The 24,443-nt window shown below is 37.0% G+C and carries 21 protein-coding genes; 16 read left to right on the plus strand and 5 right to left on the minus strand.

Annotation, left to right across the window (positions count from 1 at the left end; translation table 11 throughout):
- The first annotated feature begins 53 nt into the window (after window positions 1-53).
- From LMOATCC19117_RS07065 to pflA, 11 genes are all read left to right on the plus strand, one after another.
- The gene (locus LMOATCC19117_RS07065; protein ID WP_003725960.1) at window positions 54-1,298 is read left to right on the plus strand and encodes a competence/damage-inducible protein A; all 1,245 of its coding nucleotides are present in this window, start codon (window positions 54-56) and stop codon (window positions 1,296-1,298) included.
- A 272-nt stretch (window positions 1,299-1,570) separates the two neighbouring features.
- Window positions 1,571-2,617, plus strand: coding sequence for a recombinase RecA (gene recA / locus LMOATCC19117_RS07070; protein WP_003725961.1), 1,047 nt, complete (start codon window positions 1,571-1,573; stop codon window positions 2,615-2,617).
- A 300-nt stretch (window positions 2,618-2,917) separates the two neighbouring features.
- On the plus strand, window positions 2,918-4,480 hold the full coding sequence (gene rny / locus LMOATCC19117_RS07075; protein ID WP_003721904.1) for a ribonuclease Y: 1,563 nt from the start codon (window positions 2,918-2,920) through the stop codon (window positions 4,478-4,480).
- Between the two features lie 114 nt (window positions 4,481-4,594).
- Complete coding sequence (locus LMOATCC19117_RS07080) at window positions 4,595-5,092, plus strand: GNAT family N-acetyltransferase (RefSeq protein WP_003742135.1); 498 nt, start codon at window positions 4,595-4,597, stop codon at window positions 5,090-5,092.
- A gap of 5 nt (window positions 5,093-5,097) precedes the next feature.
- Complete coding sequence (locus LMOATCC19117_RS07085) at window positions 5,098-5,901, plus strand: TIGR00282 family metallophosphoesterase (RefSeq protein WP_003721906.1); 804 nt, start codon at window positions 5,098-5,100, stop codon at window positions 5,899-5,901.
- Between the two features lie 16 nt (window positions 5,902-5,917).
- On the plus strand, window positions 5,918-6,280 hold the full coding sequence (locus LMOATCC19117_RS07090; protein ID WP_003744056.1) for a RicAFT regulatory complex protein RicA family protein: 363 nt from the start codon (window positions 5,918-5,920) through the stop codon (window positions 6,278-6,280).
- 110 nt (window positions 6,281-6,390) lie between these two features.
- Complete coding sequence (gene mutS / locus LMOATCC19117_RS07095; protein WP_003734578.1) at window positions 6,391-8,973, plus strand: DNA mismatch repair protein MutS; 2,583 nt, start codon at window positions 6,391-6,393, stop codon at window positions 8,971-8,973.
- Between the two features lie 19 nt (window positions 8,974-8,992).
- Window positions 8,993-10,804: a DNA mismatch repair endonuclease MutL gene (gene mutL / locus LMOATCC19117_RS07100; protein ID WP_003727455.1), complete on the plus strand. Its 1,812-nt coding sequence runs from the start codon at window positions 8,993-8,995 to the stop codon at window positions 10,802-10,804.
- Between the two features lie 16 nt (window positions 10,805-10,820).
- Window positions 10,821-11,369 carry a glycerol-3-phosphate responsive antiterminator gene (locus LMOATCC19117_RS07105; protein ID WP_003725351.1) on the plus strand — a complete coding sequence of 183 codons (549 nt, stop codon included), beginning with the start codon at window positions 10,821-10,823 and terminating at the stop codon, window positions 11,367-11,369.
- A 425-nt stretch (window positions 11,370-11,794) separates the two neighbouring features.
- Entirely contained in the window at window positions 11,795-14,026 is a 2,232-nt protein-coding gene (pflB, locus tag LMOATCC19117_RS07110; RefSeq protein WP_003725352.1) for a formate C-acetyltransferase, read from the plus strand.
- 76 nt (window positions 14,027-14,102) lie between these two features.
- The gene (pflA, locus tag LMOATCC19117_RS07115) at window positions 14,103-14,849 is read left to right on the plus strand and encodes a pyruvate formate-lyase-activating protein (protein WP_003721912.1); all 747 of its coding nucleotides are present in this window, start codon (window positions 14,103-14,105) and stop codon (window positions 14,847-14,849) included.
- Window positions 14,850-14,883: 34 nt separating this feature from the next.
- Here pflA and LMOATCC19117_RS07120 read toward each other — a convergent pair whose 3' ends face one another.
- Window positions 14,884-15,414, minus strand: coding sequence for a PadR family transcriptional regulator (locus LMOATCC19117_RS07120; protein WP_003734579.1), 531 nt, complete (start codon window positions 15,412-15,414; stop codon window positions 14,884-14,886).
- A gap of 166 nt (window positions 15,415-15,580) precedes the next feature.
- On the opposite strand from LMOATCC19117_RS07120, the gene mdrL reads away from it, so the two are divergent.
- The 4 genes from mdrL to LMOATCC19117_RS07140 all read left to right on the plus strand — a co-directional run bounded on the left by mdrL (window position 15,581) and on the right by LMOATCC19117_RS07140 (window position 18,272).
- Complete coding sequence (mdrL, locus tag LMOATCC19117_RS07125) at window positions 15,581-16,774, plus strand: multidrug efflux MFS transporter MdrL (RefSeq protein ID WP_003742141.1); 1,194 nt, start codon at window positions 15,581-15,583, stop codon at window positions 16,772-16,774.
- Between the two features lie 134 nt (window positions 16,775-16,908).
- Window positions 16,909-17,457, plus strand: a complete 549-nt coding sequence (locus LMOATCC19117_RS07130) for a DUF2975 domain-containing protein (RefSeq protein ID WP_003725355.1) — start codon at window positions 16,909-16,911, stop codon at window positions 17,455-17,457.
- A gap of 14 nt (window positions 17,458-17,471) precedes the next feature.
- Complete coding sequence (locus tag LMOATCC19117_RS07135; RefSeq protein WP_003725356.1) at window positions 17,472-17,699, plus strand: helix-turn-helix domain-containing protein; 228 nt, start codon at window positions 17,472-17,474, stop codon at window positions 17,697-17,699.
- A 39-nt stretch (window positions 17,700-17,738) separates the two neighbouring features.
- Window positions 17,739-18,272: a hypothetical protein gene (locus LMOATCC19117_RS07140; RefSeq protein ID WP_003734582.1), complete on the plus strand. Its 534-nt coding sequence runs from the start codon at window positions 17,739-17,741 to the stop codon at window positions 18,270-18,272.
- Between the two features lie 233 nt (window positions 18,273-18,505).
- Here the strand turns inward: LMOATCC19117_RS07140 and LMOATCC19117_RS07145 are convergent, their stop codons facing one another.
- On the minus strand, window positions 18,506-19,819 hold the full coding sequence (locus LMOATCC19117_RS07145; protein WP_003734583.1) for a MucBP domain-containing protein: 1,314 nt from the start codon (window positions 19,817-19,819) through the stop codon (window positions 18,506-18,508).
- 186 nt (window positions 19,820-20,005) lie between these two features.
- Window positions 20,006-21,175, minus strand: coding sequence for a thiolase family protein (locus LMOATCC19117_RS07150; protein ID WP_003734584.1), 1,170 nt, complete (start codon window positions 21,173-21,175; stop codon window positions 20,006-20,008).
- 149 nt (window positions 21,176-21,324) lie between these two features.
- Here LMOATCC19117_RS07150 and LMOATCC19117_RS07155 point away from each other — a divergent pair, with 149 nt between their 5' ends.
- Window positions 21,325-22,491, plus strand: coding sequence for a hydroxymethylglutaryl-CoA synthase (locus tag LMOATCC19117_RS07155; protein ID WP_003725360.1), 1,167 nt, complete (start codon window positions 21,325-21,327; stop codon window positions 22,489-22,491).
- Window positions 22,492-22,513: 22 nt separating this feature from the next.
- On the opposite strand, the gene LMOATCC19117_RS07160 is transcribed toward LMOATCC19117_RS07155, so the two are convergent.
- Window positions 22,514-23,113, minus strand: a complete 600-nt coding sequence (locus LMOATCC19117_RS07160; RefSeq protein WP_003727449.1) for a VanZ family protein — start codon at window positions 23,111-23,113, stop codon at window positions 22,514-22,516.
- A gap of 69 nt (window positions 23,114-23,182) precedes the next feature.
- Window positions 23,183-24,427: an MFS transporter gene (locus LMOATCC19117_RS07165; protein ID WP_003734585.1), complete on the minus strand. Its 1,245-nt coding sequence runs from the start codon at window positions 24,425-24,427 to the stop codon at window positions 23,183-23,185.
- Window positions 24,428-24,443 lie beyond the last annotated feature (16 nt).

The raw sequence follows: 24,443 nt of genomic DNA on the forward strand, positions 1-24,443 counted from the left end.
ATACCATTGTGTGCTTTTTTCTATACAAAAAATCGAATTGGAGATGGGGCAAGATGGCAAGTGCAGAAATCATTGCAGTAGGAACAGAACTATTACTAGGGCAAATTGTTAATTCTAATGCTGCGTTTATTTCACAAGAATTAGCTGCTGACGGAATATATGTATATCATCATACGGTAGTTGGAGATAACCCAACACGTTTAAAAGAAGTAATCGAAATCGCTGAAAACCGAAGTGACATTTTAATCTTTACCGGCGGACTTGGACCGACTGAGGATGATATTACAAAACAAATCTTGGCTGCTCATCTACAAAAGCAATTAGTGGAAGATGAATACCATATGAATAAAATTAATGAGTATTTCACTTCTAGGAATAGGACTATGACCGAAAATAATAAATTACAAGCGGTTATTATTGAAGATTCCATCGTATTAAATAATGATTTTGGCTTTGCGGCTGGAATGTACTTAAGAGAAAACAATCATACTTACGTTTTGCTACCAGGTCCACCATCTGAAATGAAACCAATGTTTACAAGCTATGCTAACCCATTGCTTTTAAGCGAAAGTGGCGATCAAAACATTTTAGAATCCAAAATTATGCGCTTTTTTGGAATTGGAGAGTCACAATTAGCTGCTGATTTAAATGATTTGATTGTCACGCAAGTCAACCCGACGATTGCGACATATGCTGGTGATAATGAAGTTGTGGTCCGTATCACAGCGACAGCTAAAACAAAAGAAGAAGCAAGCAGACTTGTGAAGGAAACCGAGGAAGAAATATTGCGCCGAGAAGGTACCTTTTTATATGGATATGGAGAGGTGTCATTGTCTGAATTAGTTACGGCGATGTTACTTGAAAAAGAACTTACCATCTCTGCCGCAGAAAGTTTCACTGCTGGTTTGTTCCAAGCAGAAATTGCCCGCTTTCCTGGCATTTCGAAAATTTTCAAAGGTGGTATGGTGACATACAGTGAAGAAACAAAACAATCTATATTACAAGTATCTCCCCAAGTAATAAAAGAAAAAGGCGTTGTTAGTGCGGAATGTGCGAAGGAAATGGCTGAAAATGTAAGCCGCCTTTGTAAGACGGATATTGGAATCAGTTTTACAGGTGTTGCAGGTCCAGATAGTTTAGAAGGTCATCCTGCTGGCACTATTTGGATTGGACTAAGCGTTAAAGGTTATGAAACAGAGGCTTTTCAGTTTGTCTATGGAAGAGATCGAAACCATAATCGCCGCCGTGCAGTAAAACAAGGATTTCAGTTAATTAAACAATTTTTAGACGCAAATTAGTCTTTTTTTTTAGAAGAAAAGGAAAAAAATCTGCAGAAAAAACGGAAATGAGCAATAAAAAAGTGTTAGACGAAAGCTGAAAATCCCGTTATAATGAGGAAGAAAGCAACCGGTGCTTACACAAAATAAAAAATACGAATAAATGTTCGCTTTTTGCTTGCTTCTCGCTCTAAAATGCGTTATAGTAATTTTAGGAAAACATTCTGACTGTTTTTTGAGAGAGAAGAAGTAGAAAAACAGCTATTAGGATATTTATTGAAGGAGGCAACAATGTGAATGATCGTCAAGCGGCATTAGACCAAGCTTTAAAACAAATTGAAAAACAATTCGGTAAAGGTTCCATTATGAAATTAGGGGAACATTCAGACCAAAATATATCTACTATTTCTAGTGGCTCATTAGCATTAGATATTGCTTTAGGAGTCGGCGGATATCCACGTGGACGTATTATTGAAGTATACGGGCCAGAGAGTTCCGGTAAAACAACTGTTGCACTTCATGCTATTGCGGAAGTACAAGCACAAGGCGGAACAGCTGCATTTATCGATGCAGAACACGCACTAGATCCAGCTTATGCTAAAAACCTAGGTGTAAATATTGATGAATTATTACTATCTCAACCTGATACAGGAGAGCAAGCATTAGAAATTGCAGAAGCATTAGTTAGAAGTGGTGCTGTAGATATGCTAGTAATTGACTCCGTTGCAGCACTTGTACCACGTGCTGAAATCGAAGGGGAGATGGGTGATGCACACGTTGGGCTACAAGCACGTTTAATGTCCCAAGCATTGCGTAAACTTTCCGGTGTTATTAATAAATCAAAAACCATTGCTATTTTCATTAACCAAATTCGTGAAAAAGTTGGTGTTATGTTTGGTAACCCAGAGATTACACCTGGTGGTCGTGCGCTTAAATTCTATTCGACTGTACGTTTAGAAGTAAGACGTGCAGAACAACTTAAGCAAGGTACAGATGTAATGGGTAACAAAACAAAAATTAAAGTTGTAAAAAACAAAGTAGCTCCTCCATTCCGTATTGCTGAAGTGGATATCATGTACGGTGAAGGTATTTCACGTGAAGGCGAGCTTGTTGATATGGCCGCTGAAGTGGATGTAATCAATAAGAGTGGTTCATGGTATTCTTACAAAGAAGAACGTATCGGCCAAGGTCGTGAAAACGCAAAACAATATCTAAAAGAACATACAGATATTCGTGATGAGATTTCAAAACGTGTTCGTGAAGAGTACGAAATCGACGGAAGCAATAAAGAACCTTTAGATGAAGGCGAAGAAACATTAAGTTTACTAGATGATGAATAAATAATACTAAATACGTGATAGGAATTTACTTCCTGTCACGTATTTTTTACTATTTAAAAAAAACTAAGGAAAATAACCGTACATTTCATTCCTTTTCTTGACATTGTATGCTTTGACCTATAAAATTAAGTTGTATATTTTATATTGCTGGGAGACAAGGGGGAAGTTTTTTCCTTTGAAAATCGGCTTCAACTGAATGGGGAGATTAGCACTCGGTTGTTGATGAAAAATACGCATGTGCCAGAATTCTGGCCACCGACATAACAATAACGAAAATTGAATAGCAAAGGAGGTGTAAGGATGACAATCGCAATCACGATCATCTCCAGTTTGCTTTTCTTAATCGTCGGTCTAGTTGTTGGTTCTCTAATTTTTAAATCTAGTACAGAGAAAAAACTGGCTGCTGCAAGGGGGACTGCGGAATTAATTGTAGAGGATGCGAAGAAAGAAGCAGAAACTACAAAAAAAGAAGCATTGCTTGAAGCGAAGGAAGAGAATCATAGGTTACGTACTGAAATCGAAAATGAACTTCGTGGGCGAAGAACAGAGACACAGAAAGCAGAAAATCGCTTATTGCAAAGGGAGGAAAACCTCGACCGTAAAGATACTTCTTTAAGTAAACGAGAAGCTACACTTGAAAGAAAAGAGGAGAGTATCAGTAAACGTCAACAACAAATTGAAGAGAAAGAAAGCAAACTAGCTGAGATGATTCAAGCGGAGCAGACAGAACTCGAAAGAATTTCTGCGCTCAGCAAAGAGGAAGCGAAATCTATCATCCTTAACCAGGTAGAAGAGGAATTAACACATGATACAGCAATCATGGTCAAAGAATCAGAAAACCGGGCCAAGGAAGAGTCGGATAAAAAAGCAAAGAATATTCTCTCACTAGCTATCCAGCGTTGTGCAGCTGATCATGTGGCAGAAACAACGGTATCTGTTGTTACCTTACCAAATGATGAGATGAAAGGTCGGATTATCGGACGTGAAGGCCGTAATATCCGCACGCTTGAGACGTTAACGGGGATTGATTTGATAATTGATGATACACCGGAAGCAGTAATTCTTTCCGGATTTGATCCAATTCGACGTGAAATCGCTAGAATCGCCTTAGAAAAACTTGTTCAAGATGGAAGAATCCATCCAGCTCGAATTGAAGAAATGGTGGACAAAGCCCGTAAAGAGGTGGACGAACACATTCGCGAAGTCGGGGAACAAGCAACATTTGAAGTTGGAATTCATTCCATCCATCCTGATTTGATAAAAATTCTTGGCCGCTTGCGTTACCGTACTAGTTACGGACAAAACGTTCTTAACCACTCACTCGAAGTTTCAAAACTTGCAGGAATTCTTGCAGGAGAGCTTGGCGAAGACGTTACGCTTGCTAAACGGGCCGGACTACTTCATGACATCGGGAAAGCAATTGACCATGAAATTGAAGGCAGTCATGTTGAAATCGGCGTGGAACTTGCTACCAAATACAAAGAAAATGATGTGGTAATCAATAGTATTGCTTCCCATCACGGAGATACAGAAGCTACTTCTGTTATCGCAGTATTGGTCGCAGCGGCAGATGCACTTTCTGCTGCAAGACCGGGAGCTCGTAGTGAAACGCTTGAAAATTACATCCGTCGTTTAGAAAAATTAGAAGAAATTTCTGAGTCTTACGATGGTGTAGAAAAATCTTATGCTATCCAAGCAGGACGTGAAGTACGTATCATCGTTGAACCAGATACAATTGATGATCTTTCTTCTTACCGCCTTGCTCGCGACATAAGAAAACGAATTGAAGAGGAATTAGATTATCCTGGTCACATTAAAGTGACTGTCATTCGTGAAACAAGAGCAGTTGAATACGCTAAATAATAATTAAAAGATACATCGCAAATTTATTTTGCGGTGTATCTTTTTTTAATCGGTTGCCTAGGTCGAGTAAGAACGGTATAATTAATGGATAAACGAAAAAGGGAGGCGGAGTTTTTGAGTGAGTGGAAAATTTTGCCTATGATAGAAGAGCACTATCCGGGAGTAGCTGCAGTCCATCAAGAGGGCATTGAAACAGGAAACGCTACTTTTCAAGAGAAGACACTATCTATAGAAGCGTTTGATGAAAAGTACTTAAACACTTGTCGATTGGTTGTCCTTATGAACGGCAAAGTGATTGGCTGGGCAGCGCTGTTACCATTTTCTAGCATGCATGCTTATCGAGGAGTAGCTGAATTAAGTATTTATATAGCAAAAAGTGCCCGTGGAAAAGGCGTTGGAAAAGCACTTATGCATGAAATTATCCAGACAAGCGAGCAGAATGGTTTTTGGACATTGCAATCTTTGATTTTTCCAGAAAATAAAGCTAGCATTGCGCTTCATCATACATATGGATTCCAAACTTTATGCGTCCACGAAAAATTAGGCGAAATGAATGGCGTTTTTCGGAATGTTGCACTATTAGAACGTAGAAGTAATAGAAACGGAGAATAAACAAAATGAAAATACTATTTATCGGTGATGTTGTCGGTTCTATCGGCCGCGATGCCATAACAGAATATTTACCACAATTAAAGAAAAAATATAAACCTACTATCACGGTGATTAACGGTGAAAATGCAGCAAGTGGCCGTGGGATTACAGAGAAAATTTATAAAGATTTTCTGGAGCTTGGTGCTAATGCTGTAACACTTGGGAACCATACATGGGATAATCGTGATATTTTTGAATTTATCGATGACGCTAAGTATTTAGTGCGCCCAGCAAACTTTCCAGATGATACTACACCTGGTACGGGAATGGTTTTTGTGAAAAGCAATCAGCATGAAATTGCCGTTATCAACATGCAAGGTCGGACTTTTCTAGCAGATTTAGACGATCCATTCCGCAAAATGGACACTTTGATAGAAGAAGCAAAGAAACGCACTAATATTATTTTTGTGGATTTTCATGCAGAAACTACTAGTGAAAAAGAAGCAATGGGTTGGTATTTAGATGGTCGTGTTACGGCTGTTGTTGGCACGCATACTCATGTGCAAACTTCGGATAACCGCATTCTTCCAGAAGGAACAGCCTATCTGACGGATACTGGTATGACTGGTCCATACGATGCTATCCTTGGTATGGAAAAGGAAGCTGTTATCCGTCGATTTAAAACAGCTTTACCAACTAGGTTCGAAGTTCCTAAAACTGGTCGAGCAGTCTTGTCGGGCTGTTTAATCACACTTGACGAAAATACTGGAAAAGCACAAAAAATTGACCGAATTCTCATCAATGAAGACCACCCATTTTCCTTTGATTAAGAATGGAGATGAAATTGTGACAGTTTCAAAAGACGAAATCATGAAAAAAGCTACCGAACTTCGTGATGCGCTTCAACAAACGGAAGAAGTATCGTTTTACCGCCTTGCCGAGGAAAGAATCAATGCGAACTCCAAAGTAGCAGCGAAGGTTTCTAAAATAAAATTACTTCAAAAAGAAGCAGTAAATTTAGAGCATTATCAAAAACTTGAAGCGATGAAACAAACCGAAAACCAAATTGATAACGTTCGCGCAGATATTGATTCGCTTCCGATTGTAACAGAATTCAGACGCGCTCAAGAAGACGCCAACGATCTTTTACAATCGATTACAACAGAAATCACTACAAAAGTAACTACAGAGCTTGAAAAAGAAAATTAACCACTTAAAACTGCCAAAACATCGGCAGTTTTTTTCCTTTTGCGGTCGCAGGGAAATGAAACTTTATGCTATAATGAGAGGATGAAAAAGAAGTAAGGGATGATGAGATAATGACAGAATATACACCAATGATTAAGCAGTACTTGGAAATCAAAGACAAATATCAAGATGCTTTCTTATTTTTCCGTTTAGGAGATTTTTATGAAATGTTTTTTGAGGATGCACTGAACGCTTCTCAAATTTTAGAAATTACATTAACTGGTCGTGAAGGTGGGACAAAAGAGAAAATCCCAATGTGCGGAGTTCCATACCATTCAGCGAGCGGCTATATTGATACATTAATTGAAAAAGGCTATAAAGTTGCGATATGTGAGCAAGTCGAGGATCCTAAAACAACCAAAGGCATGGTAAAGCGAGAAGTAGTGCAGTTAATTTCACCAGGAACCGTTATGGACGAACGCGGCTTAAAAGCAAAAGAAAATAACTATATCGCCTCCCTTTATTGCTATGAAGGCAAAGAGTACGGCTTTGCTTATTCTGATTTATCAACAGGTGAATTAAAATCAACCGTAATTGAAGCTAGCGAAGATCGTTTGATTAATGAACTAACGACACTTTCAACAAGAGAATTGATTGTTTCTTCCTCGGAAAAAGAAGTGCTTTCAGATGTCATGAAGGAGCAACTAGGTTTAACTTTTTCTGTACACGAAGAAGATACGATTCCTGTCGAAAACGAGAAATTAGTAACCCGCCACATGTCATTATCCGAAAAACGTGCCATTGGTAAGTTACTCCATTATTTAAAAGAAACGCAAAAGCGGGATTTAGGGCATTTACAACAAGCTGTCCATTACGAAACGAGCAATTATATGAAGATGGACTACTATTCCAAACGTAATTTAGAATTAGCAGAGTCGATTCGTGGTAAAGGTCGTCAAGGTACGTTACTTTGGCTTCTAGATAATACCCAAACTGCTATGGGCGGAAGAATGCTCAAACAATGGATTGATCGTCCGTTAATAGATCGAAAAAAAATCATTGATCGACAAAATGATGTTAGCGAATTAATGGCACACTTTTTCGAACGCCTAGAGTTAGTAGAAAACTTGAAAAACGTCTACGATTTAGAACGCCTTGCTGGTCGAGTTGCATACGGCAATGTGAATGCACGAGACTTAATTCAATTGCGTAATTCGTTATATCAGATCCCTCGTATTCGCGCGACACTGTTGTCAATGAGTAGCGAGAGTCTCACCGAACTTGCCAACCAATTAGATCCATGTGAAGAACTAACCGAAAAATTAGAAGAAGCAATCATGGATTCTGCACCGATTTCCATTCGGGAAGGCGGGATTATTAAAGATGGTTATAATAGCCAGTTAGATACGTACCGCGATGCAAGCCGCAATGGAAAAACGTGGATTGCAGAATTAGAACGTAAAGAACGTGAACTAACGGGTATTAAAACGATGAAGGTAGGATTTAATCGAGTATTCGGCTATTATATTGAAGTTACACGTGCAAACACGCATCTGCTCCCAGAAGGCCGCTATGAGCGCAAACAGACACTAACAAATGCCGAACGTTATATCACGCCTGAACTAAAAGAAAAAGAAAAACTCATTTTAGATGCAGAAGAAAAAAGCATGGAATTAGAGTACCAATTATTTTCTGAAGTACGAGAAATGGTAAAAGACTACATAGAACGTCTGCAAAAATTAGCCAAATCTGTTAGTGAAATCGATTGCCTGCAAAGTTTTGCGGATATTAGCGAGAAAAACCATTTCATTCGTCCGACATTAAGCGAAGACGGTTCCCTGCACGTAAAACAAGGTCGTCATCCCGTTGTAGAAAAAGTAATGGGTGCCCAGAGCTATGTAGCAAATGACTGTGATTTAGATGAAAATCGGGAAATTTTACTTATAACTGGTCCTAATATGTCAGGTAAAAGCACTTATATGCGCCAAGTAGCCTTAACAGCAATCTGCGCGCAAGTTGGTTGTTTTGTTCCTGCAGAAGAAGCGATATTACCAATTTTTGACCAAATTTTCACGAGAATTGGCGCAGCAGATGATCTAATTGCCGGTCAAAGTACATTTATGGTAGAAATGTTAGAAGCTAGAAATGCCATTGTTCACGCAACGAAAGATAGTTTAATTTTATTTGATGAAATTGGTCGTGGAACAGCTACTTACGACGGAATGGCGCTTGCTCAAGCAATCATTGAATATATCCATGAAAATGTCCATGCTAAAACACTTTTCTCCACCCATTATCATGAATTAACTGATTTGGAGAAAGAACTGAGTGGGTTACAAAATATTCACGTTAGTGCTGTAGAAGAAAATGGCAAAGTAGTTTTCCTTCATAAAATTAAAGAAGGCCCAGCAGACAAAAGTTATGGTATTCATGTCGCTGAGCTAGCAGAATTACCAAAATCACTTATTGAACGAGCGAGCCGTATTTTAGAACAACTGGAAAATGACGATAAGAAAATCATTATCGCTAGCGTGAAGCAGCCAGAAGAAGTTCACGAAGAAGTGCAACTGTCGATGTTCCCAGTGGAGCCAGAAAAGAAAGTATCTTCTAAAGAAACAAAACTACTAAAAGAAATTGCCTCCATGAACATTATGCAGATGACACCAATGGACGCGATGAATAAATTATACGAACTTCAAAGTAAAATCCATTAAAAAGAAAGGCGGGTTTTAAATGGCTAAACATATTGTCGAATTAACCGATGCTCTATCCAATAAAATTGCTGCCGGAGAAGTAGTAGAACGCCCTGCTTCAGTCGTTAAAGAATTAGTAGAAAATGCAATTGATGCAGGGAGCACCGTCATAGATATTTTAGTGGAAGAAGCGGGATTAAATAAAATTACCATTATTGATAACGGTAGTGGCATTGAAGAAGAAGATGTCGCAACAGCTTTTTTACGTCACGCCACAAGCAAAATCAAAAACGAAGCAGATTTATTCCGTGTGCATACACTAGGATTCCGCGGTGAGGCACTTCCAAGTATTGCCTCTGTGTCCCATTTAGAGATGGAAACTTCCACTGGCGAAGCAAAAGGAACGACCATTTCTTTAGAAGGCGGGAAAATAATCGAACAAAAAAGCGGACATGCTAGAAAAGGAACACAAATCGAAGTATCCCAGTTGTTCTTTAATACGCCAGCACGCCTAAAATATTTGAAAAGTTTACCAACCGAGCTTGGTAACATAACCGATATTCTAAATCGCTTAGCTTTGGCGCATCCAGATATCAGTTTCCGCTTTTCACACAACGGAAAACCTTTATTACAAACCAATGGGAATGGGGATTTACGCCAAGTAATTGCAGCAATTTACGGTGTTTCGATTGCAAAAAAATCAGTACCAGTTAAAGCAGAGTCACTTGATTTTAAAATTTCTGGATATGCTGTATTACCAGAAGTGAACCGCTCTAACCGTAATTATATTTCGACCATCATTAACGGTCGTTTTATTAAAAATTTCGCATTAGTAAAAGCTATTCAAGAAGGATATCACACGCTCTTACCAATTGGCCGTTTCCCGATTATCGTTCTCCAAATCGAGATGGACCCAATTATTGTAGATGTAAACGTTCATCCTGCTAAATTAGAAGTCCGCTTAAGTAAAGAAAAAGAATTAGGACAACTAATTAGTCAAATGATTAAAGAGACTTTCCACAAATTGCAACTAATTCCAGATGGAGAGATTTCTAAAAAACAAAAAGAAGACCAAAAATCGGAACAAATCCAAATGTCTTTTGAAGAAAATAAACCCGTAAAAGAAACACCAACTCTTTTTTCAAAACCAACTATCCCGGAATATGTCCCTTCAGATGAGGATGCTCCGCGAGAAGATGATTTTATTTTGGAAACAATGCCGTCCTATGAACCAGAATCTCAAGCGGAGCAAGAAGAGCATACGAAAGAACGTATTCCTAAAATGTATCCAATTGGTCAAATGCATGCAACTTATATTTTTGCGCAAAATGAAAATGGCTTATATATCATTGATCAACATGCAGCACAGGAACGGATTAAATACGAATTTTATCGTGAGAAAATTGGAGAAGTTAGTCGCGAGTTGCAAGAATTACTTGTTCCTATTGTGCTTGAATTTCCAGCGGATGAGTATGTTCGTTTAGAAGAACAAAAAGCTAAATTAGAAGAGGTCGGCGTTTTCCTAGAGAACTTCGGGCAAAATAGTTTTATCATTCGTGCGCATCCAACTTGGTTCCCGAAAGACCAAGAAGAGGAGATGCTTCGGGAAATTATTGATGAAGCGTTATCCGCTCCAAGCATAAGTATTCATAAATTAAGGGAAGACACAGCTATTATGATGAGTTGTAAAAAATCAATTAAAGCAAATCACTATTTAACAACGCAAGACATGGAAGCATTACTCGATACACTGAGAGAAGCAAGCGATCCATTCACTTGTCCTCATGGACGTCCGGTGATTATCCAATACTCAACATATGAACTAGAAAAAATGTTTAAACGTGTGATGTAAAAGAGGAGGAAATAATTTGGAGTTACCATTTTCCAATCAATCAATCATCCCAGCTGCACATAATCAAAAAGATATGGAAAAAATTTTAGAGCTTGATTTGACATATATGGTGATGCTGGAAACACATGTGGCTCAATTAAAAGCATTAGTCAAATACGCACAAGCCGGCGGGAAAAAAGTTTTATTACATGCCGATTTAGTCAATGGACTGAAAAATGACGACTACGCAATAGACTTTTTATGTACAGAAATTTGTCCTGATGGTATTATTTCGACTAGAGGAAATGCCATTATGAAAGCTAAACAGCACAAAATGCTAGCCATACAACGTCTTTTCATGATTGATTCAAGCGCCTATAACAAAGGTGTAGCATTGATACAAAAAGTCCAACCTGATTGTATTGAACTTTTACCAGGTATTATTCCTGAGCAAGTACAAAAGATGACTCAAAAGCTTCATATCCCTGTAATTGCAGGAGGATTAATTGAAACTAGTGAACAAGTCAATCAAGTAATAGCTAGCGGGGCCATCGCAGTTACAACATCCAATAAACATTTATGGTAAATAAACAGCTAAGTCGTGTAGCAATAACGACTTAGCTGTTCTTATGAAAAACAATGAAAACGCTATATTTACCCGTGGAACATTGCTAGACAACGTTTTAAGCGGTTTCTAACTGTTCTATATAAAATAGCCACCTTTAAACTGTACCATAACAGGTAAGGGGAGTTGGAGTGGTACAGCAAAAATTAATAATTAAAATAAAAACAAAATTAGAATCATAATAAATTAGGGAAATGGCTATTTAAAGGTAATTTTAAGCTTTTTAAGTTTAAAAGACACAAAAAAGTCATAAAAAAGTTTGAAAAATATTGCACAAAACTGTAGCATTTTCCAGAGAATATGTTATGATAACAGTGTAGATTATTTATAAATTAGTTTGCTCAAAAAAGCACGCTCGAGAATGAACAATAAATGGAGGTTATATGATGACTGAACAATGGTATGAATTCGCAGGTGGTAACTGGCAACAAGAAGTAGATGTACGTGACTTTATCTTAAAAAACTATCGCTTATATGACGGTGACGACACATTCTTAGTTGGCCCAACCGAAGCAACTACAAAACTTTGGGATCAAGTAATGGACTTAACTAAAAAAGAACGTGAAAACGGTGGCGTACTGGATATGGATACCAAAATCGTTTCAACCATCACTTCACATGACCCAGGTTACTTAAACAAAGACTTAGAAAAAGTTGTCGGTGTTCAAACTGACGTACCTTTCAAACGCGCTTTGCAACCATTCGGTGGAATCCGTATGGCAGAAGTTGCAGCTGAATCTTATGGCTTTAAAGTAGACGAAGAAATTAGTCATATTTTTTCTGAATACCGTAAAACGCATAACCAAGGTGTATTTGATGCTTATACTGCTGAAATGCGCGCAGCTCGTAAATCAGGCGTAATTACTGGTCTTCCAGATGCTTATGGCCGTGGCCGTATTATCGGTGACTACCGTCGTGTAGCACTTTACGGAGTAGACTTCTTAATTAAACAAAAGAAACAAGATTTAAACAATACAGGTTTACGTACAATGAGCGATGACGTTATCCGTCAACGTGAAGAACTTAACGAACAAATTCGTGCTCTTGGCGAATTAAAAGTACTAGGCGAAAAACATGGTTTCGATCTTGGTCGCCCAGCTAAAACTGCACAAGAAGCTTTCCAATGGTTATACCTTGGTTACTTAGCAGCAATTAAAGAACAAAATGGTGCTGCAATGAGCTTAGGACGTACATCTACATTCCTTGATATTTATGTAGAACGTGATCTTCGTAACGGCTTAATTACTGAAGAAGAAGCGCAAGAAATCGTTGACCACTTCATCATGAAATTACGCCTTGTAAAATTTGCTCGTACACCAGATTACAATGAATTATTCTCTGGAGATCCAACATGGGTTACTGAATCCATCGGTGGTATTACAGAAGAAGGCGTTCCACTTGTAACGAAAAACTCATTCCGTTTCTTACACACTTTAGATAACTTAGGACCTGCTCCAGAACCAAACTTAACTGTACTTTGGTCCACTCATTTACCATCAGGATTCAAGAAATTCTGTGCTAAAATGTCTATCAAAACATCTGCTATTCAATACGAAAATGACGATGTTATGCGCCCTAAATGGGGAGATGACTATGCAATCGCATGTTGTGTATCTGCAATGCGCGTTGGTAAACAAATGCAATTCTTTGGTGCTCGTGCCAACCTTGCTAAAACACTTCTTTACGCAATCAATGGTGGTATCGATGAAAAATCTAAAGCACAAGTTGGACCTGCTTATCGTCCAGTTGAAGGCGACGTATTAGACTACAAAGAAGTAATGGAAAAATATGATGCAATGATGGAATGGATTGCAGAACTTTACCTTAATACATTAAATGTTATTCACTATATGCATGATAAATACGCTTACGAACGTATCGAAATGGCTTTACATGATACAGAAGTATTACGTACTATGGCAACTGGTATCGCTGGACTTTCTGTTGCAGCTGACTCCTTATCTGCTATTAAATATGCTACTGTTCGTCCAATTCGTGACGAAGATGGCATCGTGGTTGATTATGAAATCGAAGGCGACTATCCTAAATACGGAAATAATGATGACCGTGTAGACGAAATTGCTGTAGAACTTCTAAAAACATTCATGACTAAAGTTAGAAAACATAAAACTTACCGTGATGCAGTTCACACAACTTCTGTTCTTACAATCACTTCTAACGTGGTTTATGGTAAGAAAACTGGTAACACTCCAGACGGACGTCGTGCAGGAGAACCATTTGCACCAGGTGCGAACCCAATGCATGGCCGTGATACAAAAGGTGCTTTAGCTTCTTTATCTTCTGTTGCTAAACTTCCTTACGAATATGGTCAAGATGGTATTTCTAACACATTCTCTATCGTACCAAAAGCTTTAGGTCGCGAAGACGAATCTCAAATCAATAACTTAGTTGCAATGCTAGATGGTTATTCTACAAAAATGGGACATCACTTAAACATCAACGTATTCAATCGTGATACATTACTAGATGCGATGGATCATCCAGAAGAGTATCCGCAATTAACTATCCGTGTATCTGGATATGCAGTTAACTTCATCAAATTAACACGTGAACAACAATTAGATGTTATTCACCGTACAATGCACGAATCCATGTAATAATTAGGCGAGAACGCTTTGGCAAGGATTGCTCACCGTAGCAATCCTTGTTATTTAGGAAAGGAAGAGGAGAATTATGACAGAGGTTTTAGGAAGAGTTCATTCAGTAGAAACAATGGGAACAGTAGACGGTCCAGGTATCCGCTTTATTGTTTTTATGCAGGGGTGTTTACTTCGTTGCCAATTTTGTCATAATCCCGATACTTGGAAAATTGGTACTGGCACAGAACGTTCTGCCCAAGATGTATTTGACGAAGCAATTAAGTATAAAGAGTTTTGGGATGCATCAGGTGGCGGCGTGACAGTTAGTGGCGGTGAACCGTTGCTTCAAGTAGATTTCCTAATCGAGTTTTTCACGCTATGTAAAGCAGCAGGAGTGCACACAACTATTGATTCTTGTGGTGGTTGTTTCACACGTGATCCGGAGTTTATTGAGAAATTGGATCGTTTGATGGAAGTAACGGATTTAATTTTACTGGATATTAAGCAAATCAACCCAGAAAAGCATTTAAAACTGACAACGAAATCTAATGCACCAATAATCGATTTTGCTCATTATTTACGTGACAAAGAGCAACCAATTTGGATTAGACATGTACTAATTCCAACCAAGACAGATGATCCAGAAGATTTAACAAAGCTCCACGAATTCATTCAAACTCTTCCAAACGTAAAACAAGTGGATGTGCTTCCATACCATACAATGGGTGTTTACAAATGGAAAGAAATGGGCATTCGTTATCCGTTAGAAGGAATCGAGGCGCCAGAAGAAGAAGTGGTAGCACTTGCCAATAAAATCTTAGAAACTAGTAGTTATAAATAGTAAAAACCGGCGAACTTAGTATTCGCCGGTTTTTTTATAGTATTTTATACATTTCCTCACACCATTTTAATTCGGTATGAATCAAATCTAATCGTCTTGCATAGACTTGATAAGACATGTTTTTTAGCTTGTCTTGTTTGGTTTTTAGGTCAAATAATTTAGCGAAATGATCCAGTGTTTCTTCAATTAAACCTAATTGCTCTTTTAAATAGCTTTCTCTTTCTTGAATAAGCCCTTTGGTTCTGGCATTGTTTAGCCAGTCAAGCTGTACTTTTGTTGTAAATTCATCTCGTGTGACAGGGATTTTAAGTGGTGTTTCAGACCATTCAAGCAGGGAGTCTAAGCCGGTTTGTGTGATAGTATAGACTTTTTTATCAGGCTTTTTATCTTGGGAATGCTTATGGACAACTAAAAAACCTGCTTTTTCTAACTTAGATAAAGAAGGATAAATTTGGCTATGATGTGTATTTTGCATAATTCGAAGCCTGTTTGCGAGTTCATAACCACTAGATGCTTCACGAGCAATCATTTGTAATAACGTATATTCTAAGACATTTGGTATCATACAATAGCACCTCTAAATTTCTATTTAATCTTATTGTAAGCGATAAACACTAATAAGTAAAATGGTTATATATGTAATAAATTATATATGTAAATATTGACATTAGTATTTATCAAGCGTAATATAATAATTGAGTTTTATTTGGAAAGGGAAGTGTAGTTGTATTATGATGACAGACAAGGAAATGAATACGGGGAAATGGATAACAGCAGCAGCTAGTTTGCTTGCGTTTATGGGAATAGGGGTTGTTGATCCACTTTTACCTTCTATTGCAGAAAGTATTGGGGCATCTCACTCTCAAGTAGAAATGTTATTCACCGCTTATATTTTTACTATGGCGATTATGATGATTCCGATTGGTATTGTTGCAGGAAAGCTTGGAGATAAAAAGTTAATCGTTATCGGACTATTTATTGTTACTATTTTTGCATTATTATGTGGTTTATCTGATACAATTGGTGCTTTATCTATTTTTCGGGCTGGTTGGGGTTTTGGTAACTCTATGTTCATGGCTACTGCGATGACAATGCTTATTGCTTTATCAGAGACACCTGGACATGCAATTGGGATTTACGAAGCTTCTATGGGCCTTGGGATGGCATTTGGACCACTACTAGGAGGTATTCTAGGTAATATTTCTTGGCGCTATCCATTTTTTGCGACAGCTTGTCTAATTTTTATCGCATTTTTACTTATTTTATTTAAAGTAAAAGAACCGAAGAAAGTCGCGCCAGCACCTACAGAGAAAAATGAGGTTGCTATCAAGCAAATGCTCCATTTATTCAAATATCGACCATTCTTACAAATTGCTTTTAGTGGAATGTTTTATTATTATTGTTTCTTTACAATTTTAGCTTATTCGCCACTTATTCTTGGGTTATCAGCAATTCAAATTGGTTTTGTATTTTTTGCTTGGGGATTATGTTTGGCGTTGGGTTCGGCAAAAATTTCACATGCGTTGGAGTTTCGTTTTAATAGCAAACAAATATTAAAAGGATCTTTACTGGCATGTGCTGTTATCTTAGCATTACTTGGATTTATTGATAATACAGCTGTAGATATAGGTTTGATTGTTATTTCTGGCTTGATTTTAGGAATCAATAACGCACTATTTACAACCACTGTTATGGAACATTCACCGTATGCAAGAAGTGTGACTAGTGGAGCATATAATTTTGTGCGTTGGTTAGGCGCTGCGTTTGCGCCACTTTGTTCTGGGTTACTCAGCGAAGCGCTTGGTATGAAAATGCCATTTATCGTAGCGAGCGTCATTTGTTTGGCAGGCATGGGATTACTATTTATTAAACTAAAACCATCACATTTTACCTTACAACAATCTACTTCTATAGAAAGTGAATAAAATAATAAAGAGACTGAGTAATCCGGCTCAGTCTTTTTTTATGCTAAAAGTTAATTATTTAATGATTATCGTTAAAAATTATTGACATTTTATCTTTCTTTTAGGTATAATCTAGAAAAAAGGGAGCGATTATTATGAAATTAAAACGATTACAAAAAGTAAGTTATTTTCTACATATTGCACTTAAAATTTTATCGATCAGTTCGGTAATAATGACTATAATAGTTGTTTTAATGAAGTTTTTTAGTAGTAAAAATATTATGATGAATAAATTAGAATCAGATACTGTATTTTATTTTCAAACAGAATTTTTTTCTGGTGTGGAAAATCAACAATATAATCAAATTGAGGAATGGATTTTAGTAGTTATAGCTGCTTTTTCTAGTGTTTTAATAGCATTGCTACTATGGACCGCAAGTATGATTTTTAAAGATTTAGCTGCTGAGTTTATGCCTTTTAGCGATCTTACTGTTAACAGATTGCGGAGAATTGCAGGGATATTGCTTGTCTATTCGCTAGCACCGCAAATTATGTATTCTGTTTTACATACAGTACTCATACCGGGTTATAGCATTACTTTTGGTTTGAATATGTCATTTTTCTTTGCAATTATTTTTTATTGTTTAACTGAAATATTTCGTTATGGAGCATCTTTGCAAAAAGAATCCGACGAAACTTTATGATTGGAGCGAAAAAAATGGCAATTGTATTGAGGCTAGATCGAGTAATGGCCGACCGTAAAATGTCTTTAAACCAGTTATCCCAAGAAGTTGGTGTAGCAAATGTAAACTTATCCAAAATAAAAACTGGTAAAGTAAGCGCCATTCGTTTTTCTACTCTAAATGAAATATGTAGAGTCTTAAACTGCCAACCAGGTGATATTTTGGAGTATGTAGCGGATGATTCTCTTGAAACCGAACTTTAAATGCGTTAGATTAGCCATACTTAGATAAGGAGCGCGTAAATGAATAAACAAAATGAATTGCAATCTGTATTATCTAACAAGAAAAAAGTATTAATAATTGGTCCTAACGGCGCTGGTAAGTCAACTTTTGCTGCAAAACTTGGAAAATGTTATGATTTTGAAGTCTGTCATTTAGATAAGCTTTTTTGGCTGGAGAATTGGAATGCAGTTGAAAAAGCGGATTTCGAGGATAAAGTGAACGGAATTCTGCGTTCTGAAAAAAAGTATATTATAGATGGTGATTATTTCTTTAATTTGGAGAAAAGACTCGAACATGCAGATTTAGTTATTTGGATAAAAATTCCATTGTTTCTGTGTGTAGCAAATATAGTTAAAAGAAGATTTAAATACATGACGAATGCGCGACCAGATGTAACTGAAGGCTGTGACGAAAAATTAAATTTATCATTTTTGCTGTATGCTTTAAAGTATAATAAGCGTTCTGGAAAACAAACGAAAGGATTATTGGATAATGTGTATGATAAAGAGCTGTTTGTAATTGATAGTTATAAGAAATTGAAGAGTTATTGCTGATAAATAGCCAATGAATGCTTGGGATAAGTGTTTATTGGTTGTTTGCAATAATATGTATTACTTCCTATAATATATATTATGTAAACTAGAAAATTAAGATTAAGTAAGAGGAAAATCATTGCCTTCTCTCACTTTCAAAAAAGTTATTATCAATACTTACTAAGAATTGCTTAAAACAAAACTATTTAATTACAAAAGCCTTAATCATAATCATGATTAAGGCTAAGTAAAACTTATTTCACTCGTTTTCTTCTTGTAGTGAAGATATAAACTCCGCTGATTAACAAACTAACACCGATAATTAATGGTAAATTATTTTCGCTGTCACCTGTTTTTGGTAACTCGGAAGCTGTAGTTGTTTTATCTGTTTGGTTTACAGTTTTAGTGATTTTCTTTTTTGGAATGTTTTTGTTTGGTACAGTTGGTGTGGCTGGATTGACTGGTTTTACAGGATTAATTACAATTGGTTTATCTGGGTCAACTGGCGGTGTGATAATCGAGCTATCTTTACTATATACATAATCAACTTCTTGACTATCACTCGTAAATGAGCCAATGTGGTTACTTGGTGTTTTAGTTAATTTATAGCCTTTAAAAGATTTTGCTTCTGTTTCGAAAGTTGATCCGATGTCACCTTTTAAAATAACTGGATCAGCAAGTTGATTTCCTTTAGTGTCTTTATACGTTACAGTTACATCTTTTGCGACTTCAACAGGCGTTGTTATTTTTTTATATTTGAAAATAACGGATTGTGGTTGGTCGGTGTATGTTCCTGATTGATTTGATGGCACTTGGCTTAATTCGTAGCCGTCGAGTTCTTTTACTTCTGCTTGGAAAGTCGCGCCTATTTTTCCAGAAAGTGTTTCGGTTGGGGCGATAGATTCATTAGTTGCTTCATCTATATATTCTACAGATACGTTTGCCCCTTCTACTGCTGTTTTTTCATATACGTAATTCACTTGTATTGTTTCAGTGTTTGTTGTGTAGGTGCCTGTTGCGTTTGTTGGTGTTTCTTTTACTTGGTAGCCATCAATTGCTTTTGGAGATGTTGTATAAGTTTCACCGAGTTTTCCGGATAATGTGTCGGACGTTGCAAGTGTTTGGTTTGTTTCGTCAACATAATTAATTTGTATATTTGCCTTTTCAATTGGAGTGAAAGGTCCGGCTAATTTGTATGATTCTTGTCCAGGATAAGCAACTGGATCAAGTACGTTACCAGTTATGGTAAAATAGTTTAGTGTGTCTCCAGCTTCCAGCGTTTTAGGTAATTTTAGACGGAAATTCACGTCATTTTCAACCGTATAGTCGGTGATATTATATTGTTTATTGTTAAAAAGCACATAAGCTGCATTGCCGGGATAATGCATAGGTATTTCTTGTTGTAATTTTCCGGTAATATAGTCATCTCCAATATAGAGTTGATCCACTTGTGGTTCAGGTAAATTAAGCATTAAGGGTGCTGCTTTGGCTGAAAAAGGATTAAAAGTGATACTTAGAATTGTCATAAATATAATAAAGCTAAATGTAATTTTTTTAGTGTGCTTCATAATGTCCTCCTGCTTGTTAGAATAATTACATTCTAGCACCAAAACCGTACAAATACTTGTTTTTGTAAGAAGTTTCACAAAACAAATTGGCGGTTTGTTCACAAAAAAGACAAAAACGAAATCATAAAAAGCTAAAATCAACTATTAGCTGATTTAGCTTTTTTATTAACATTAAATGTACTACTATCAAGCTTTTTCAAGGATAATTGCAATACCAATACCACCACCAACACACAAGGAAGCGACACCGATGTGCTTATTTTCATGTTTTAACTCATTTAACAATGAGGCAATAATGCGTGCACCAGAAGCTCCAATTGGATGGCCTAGTGCAATTGCTCCACCGTAAATATTAAGTTTCTCTTCTGGAATTTTTAAATCACGAGCCACTGCAACTGACTGCGATGCAAAAGCTTCGTTTAAATGGAATAAATCAATGTCATCGATAGAATATCCACCTTTGTTTAAAGCTTCATTTACTGCATAGTATGGCGCGTAACCCATAAGTGCTGGATCGACACCAACTTCAGAGGTTACTTTGATTGTTGCGATATAAGGAATGTTTTCCGCGACTGCCTTTTCTTTCGACATTAAAATAATTGCGGAAGCTCCATCATTGATACCGGAAGCATTGCCGGCTGTAACCGTTCCACCTTCTTTGAATACGCTTTTCAAAGTAGCTAATTTTTCTAGAGTTGAATTCGCGCGAATCGTTTCATCGGCTTCAAAAAATGAACCGTCTGGAAGCTTTACAGGAATAATTTCCTCTTCAAAAAGGTTTTTTTCTTGTGCATTCGCGGCCTTCATTTGTGAGTTATGGGCAAATTCATCTTGTTCTTCTCTGGTTACGGAGAATTTCTCTGCAACATTTTCTGCAGTAATTCCCATGTGATACTCGCCGTAAACATCTGTTAAACCATCAATTAACATGCTATTTCTTAGTTTTTTTGGATCGATTTCTTCGCCAGCTAGCTCGGGATTAAGTAAAAGTGGTGCTTGGGACATATTTTCGGTCCCACCAACGGCTACGATGTCAGCCTCCCCTAGCTGAATTGCTTGCCTACCAAGCATAACCGATTTTAAGCCAGATCCACAAACTTCATTGATTGTGACTCCGGGTACTTTATAAGGAATTCCTGCTTTAATAGCGATTTGTCTAGCTACATTTTGGCCAAGTCCAGCTTGTAATACATTACCAAAAATCACTTGATCCACCCGTTCTGGAGCAATATTGGCTCTTTCTAAAACACCTTTTAGAGCGGTAGCGCCAAGGTCTACTGCACTGATGTCTTTCAAACTACCACCAAATTTTCCAATTGGTGTTCTAACTGCATCTATTATAACTACTTCTTTCATAGCAATCTCCTTTAAATGTAATCTATCCGTATTATATCATGAAACTAGCTAAAAACTCACTAGATTAAGCCCAATGTATTGTATTTTGTGCATTTTTCTACTAAAATTAAAGTACTTACAAATAAAATATAAAGGACTTGAGCTTACATATGAAAATTGGAATTGATAAAATAGGTTTTTATACTCCTGCATTTTATGTTGATATGGTAGAACTTGCTGAAGCTAGAAATATTGATCCTAACAAGTTTACTATTGGTATTGGCCAAGATAAAATGGCTTTTGCTCCGATTACGCAAGATTCAGTAACAATGGGCGCAAATGCAGCTTTACAGATTTTAGATGAAGAAGATTTGAAAAAAATTGATTTAGTTATTTTGGCGACAGAATCAGGAATTGATGAGTCAAAGGCTGGCGCGGTTTATATTCACCGTTTGCTAGGTATTCAGCCGTTCTCTCGTGCAATTGAAATAAAAGAAGCTTGCTACGGAGCCACTGCAGGAATTAATTTAGCGAAAGATTATGTTGCGAAACATCCTGATAGTAAAGTACTGGTTATCGGATCGGATATTGCTCGTTACGGCTTGGCAACTGGCGGCGAAGCAACTCAAGGAGCTGGAGCTGTTGCGATGGTTATTGCTGCTGATCCACGTTGTATCACACTTGAAGACGATAATGTGTTTTATACAGAAGATATTATGGACTTCTGGCGCCCTGTTTACTCTGAGTATGCATGTGTAGAAGGTAAATATTCGACGGAGCAGTACATTCACTTTTTCCAAACCATTTGGGAAAAGTATTCAGCAAAATTTGGCAAGAACTTAGAAGATTTTGCAGCTATTTGTTTCCACTTACCATATACAAAAATGGGTAAAAAAGCGTTAGATACTATTATTGAAACAGCTCCAACTGAGGTTCAAGAAAGATTGCTAGAAAATTATCGTCTAAGTACGCTTTATAGCCGCAATGTCGGTAATATTTACACTGGTTCCCTCTATTTAAGCTTTATTTCCTTGTTAGACAATCAAGCAGATTTACAAGCAGAGGATAAAATTGGCTTCTTTAGTTACGGGTCTGGTGCTGTTGGCGAGTTCTTCCATGGAGTGCTACAACCTGACTATAAAAAATATATCCGTAAAGATGAACATGCGGAATTGTTAGCAAACCGTACGAAACTTGCTATTCCAGATTATGAAACGAAATTCAAACAACAATTACCTAAAGATGGTTCGACGTTTGAAGTGGATCCTGCTAGTGACCCAGCAACCATTGTATTAACTGGTATTCAAGAGCATAAACGTCAATATATTAAAAAATAATCAAAAAACCGACTAGGCTAAATCAGCTAGTCGGTTTTACTTTGAGCTCTTTATATTTTCTTGGGGATAAAAAACGAATCACAATGTAGCCAAGCATGATACCACAAACATTCAGGAATACATCTCCGGTGTCAAAGAATCCTACATGTAGCATGTACTGCGCCCCTTCTACAGCGAATATCAACATTCCAGCTGATAGTAATGCGGTGAAAAAACCTAATTTTTTGAGTAAAAAACCAATTGGTACAAAGGCTAATACATTTCCTATGATAATGACGCGTAAATTACCTGATAAAAATGTATCAACAAACCCAAAAGTATCACTTGAAAATCCTTGCGTGTCGGAAGCCTTTCCGAATAACAAACAGAGTAGAATACTGAAATAAATAATGTAGCAAAAAACAAGTAATGCTTTATTTGTTTTCCAGTTTACTAATTGTACTGTGACAAAATAGAGTAATATCGCCGTGATGCCAACCGTAATGTAGCCCATATGACTAACTGTGGCCATTACGTGCTTTAAGTAAAAATAAAGCCATCCCTGAAACCAGGAAAAATACATCGTCACTGCAGCAAATATAGAAAGGATTGGTAAAATAAGAATTATAAAGTATCTTTTCATCCTGGCGTCCTCCTTTTCAAAGGCTACCTCAAGGATAACATGTGAAAATAAGGACTTTCTTAAAAGGGTTTAAAGATTTTCTAAGTTTTTCTCTTTTACGAACACAAATAAAATACCGCCAACGAGGAAAAGTACAATTAAACTAGCCACACCGTATTGCGTTTTTCCAGTAATTTGTGTGATTACACCCATAAGTGCGGGCCCCATGATTGCTGAAAATTTCCCGAAAATATTATAAAATCCGTAAAACTCATTCGAACGCTTTTTAGGAATAATTTTTCCGAAGAATGATCTACTTAATGCTTGAATACCACCTTGCGAAGTTCCAACTAACATCGCTAATATCCAAAAATCAAGTGCAGATTTCATGAAAACCGCATAAATACAAATAATAATATAAACAAAAATCGCGGTAAAGATAAGCGGTTTTGCACTGAAACGTTTGGCTAAGTATCCGTATAATAAAGTGAACGGAAATGCAACGAGTTGTGTCATTAAAAGAATTAAAATTAATGTCGTCTGAGAAATCCCAAGATCAATCCCGTATGATGTCGCCATGCGGAAAATTGTATCAACCCCATCTATGTAGAAAAAATAAGCAATTAAAAAGATAACAATATTTTTATGTTCACTAATGTGGCTAATTGTATGAAACAATCTTTTAAAACTAGTTCTGACTGGACGTTTCACCGCTGGAATATAGTGAATTTGATGAACGTTTTTCCACATGGGAATCGTGAAAAATAGCCACCAAAGCGCCGTCATCACAAAACCAATATTGACGAGTGCCACATCACTGATTGGCAAGATACCTGTCGCTTGGAAAATAATAAAGATAATAAAAGGAATACAACTTCCTAAATAACCATACGCATATCCGGCAGATGACACTCTATCCATCCGGTCGTTCGTTGTTACATCAATTAAAAAGGCATCATAAAAAATATTTGCGCCAGAAAAGCCAATTAATGAGAGTACATAGAACCCCAGTAACAATAGCCAGGCATCTGTGGGTATGAAAACTAATAAGAAAGTAAAGCCAATCCCGATGGCAGTAAAAATTCCGAAAAATCGCTTTTTAAAAAATTGATAATCTGCAATGGTTCCGAGTATCGGAGCTAATAATGAAATAAGTAATGTTCCAATCGAGTTCGCGTATCCCCAGTACGCGGTCGATGTACTGTCAGCAATCCCGGCACTCGCTGCTACCCCTTTAAAATAAATTGGTAAAATCGCAGTTGTTATCATGATTGAGTAGGCGGAATTCGCCCAATCTTGAAAAATCCAACTTTTCTCCTCTTTTGTATATGCCAAGTGTGTTTCTCCCCTT

This window comes from Listeria monocytogenes ATCC 19117 (assembly GCF_000307025.1).
Taxonomy (GTDB): domain Bacteria; phylum Bacillota; class Bacilli; order Lactobacillales; family Listeriaceae; genus Listeria; species Listeria monocytogenes_B.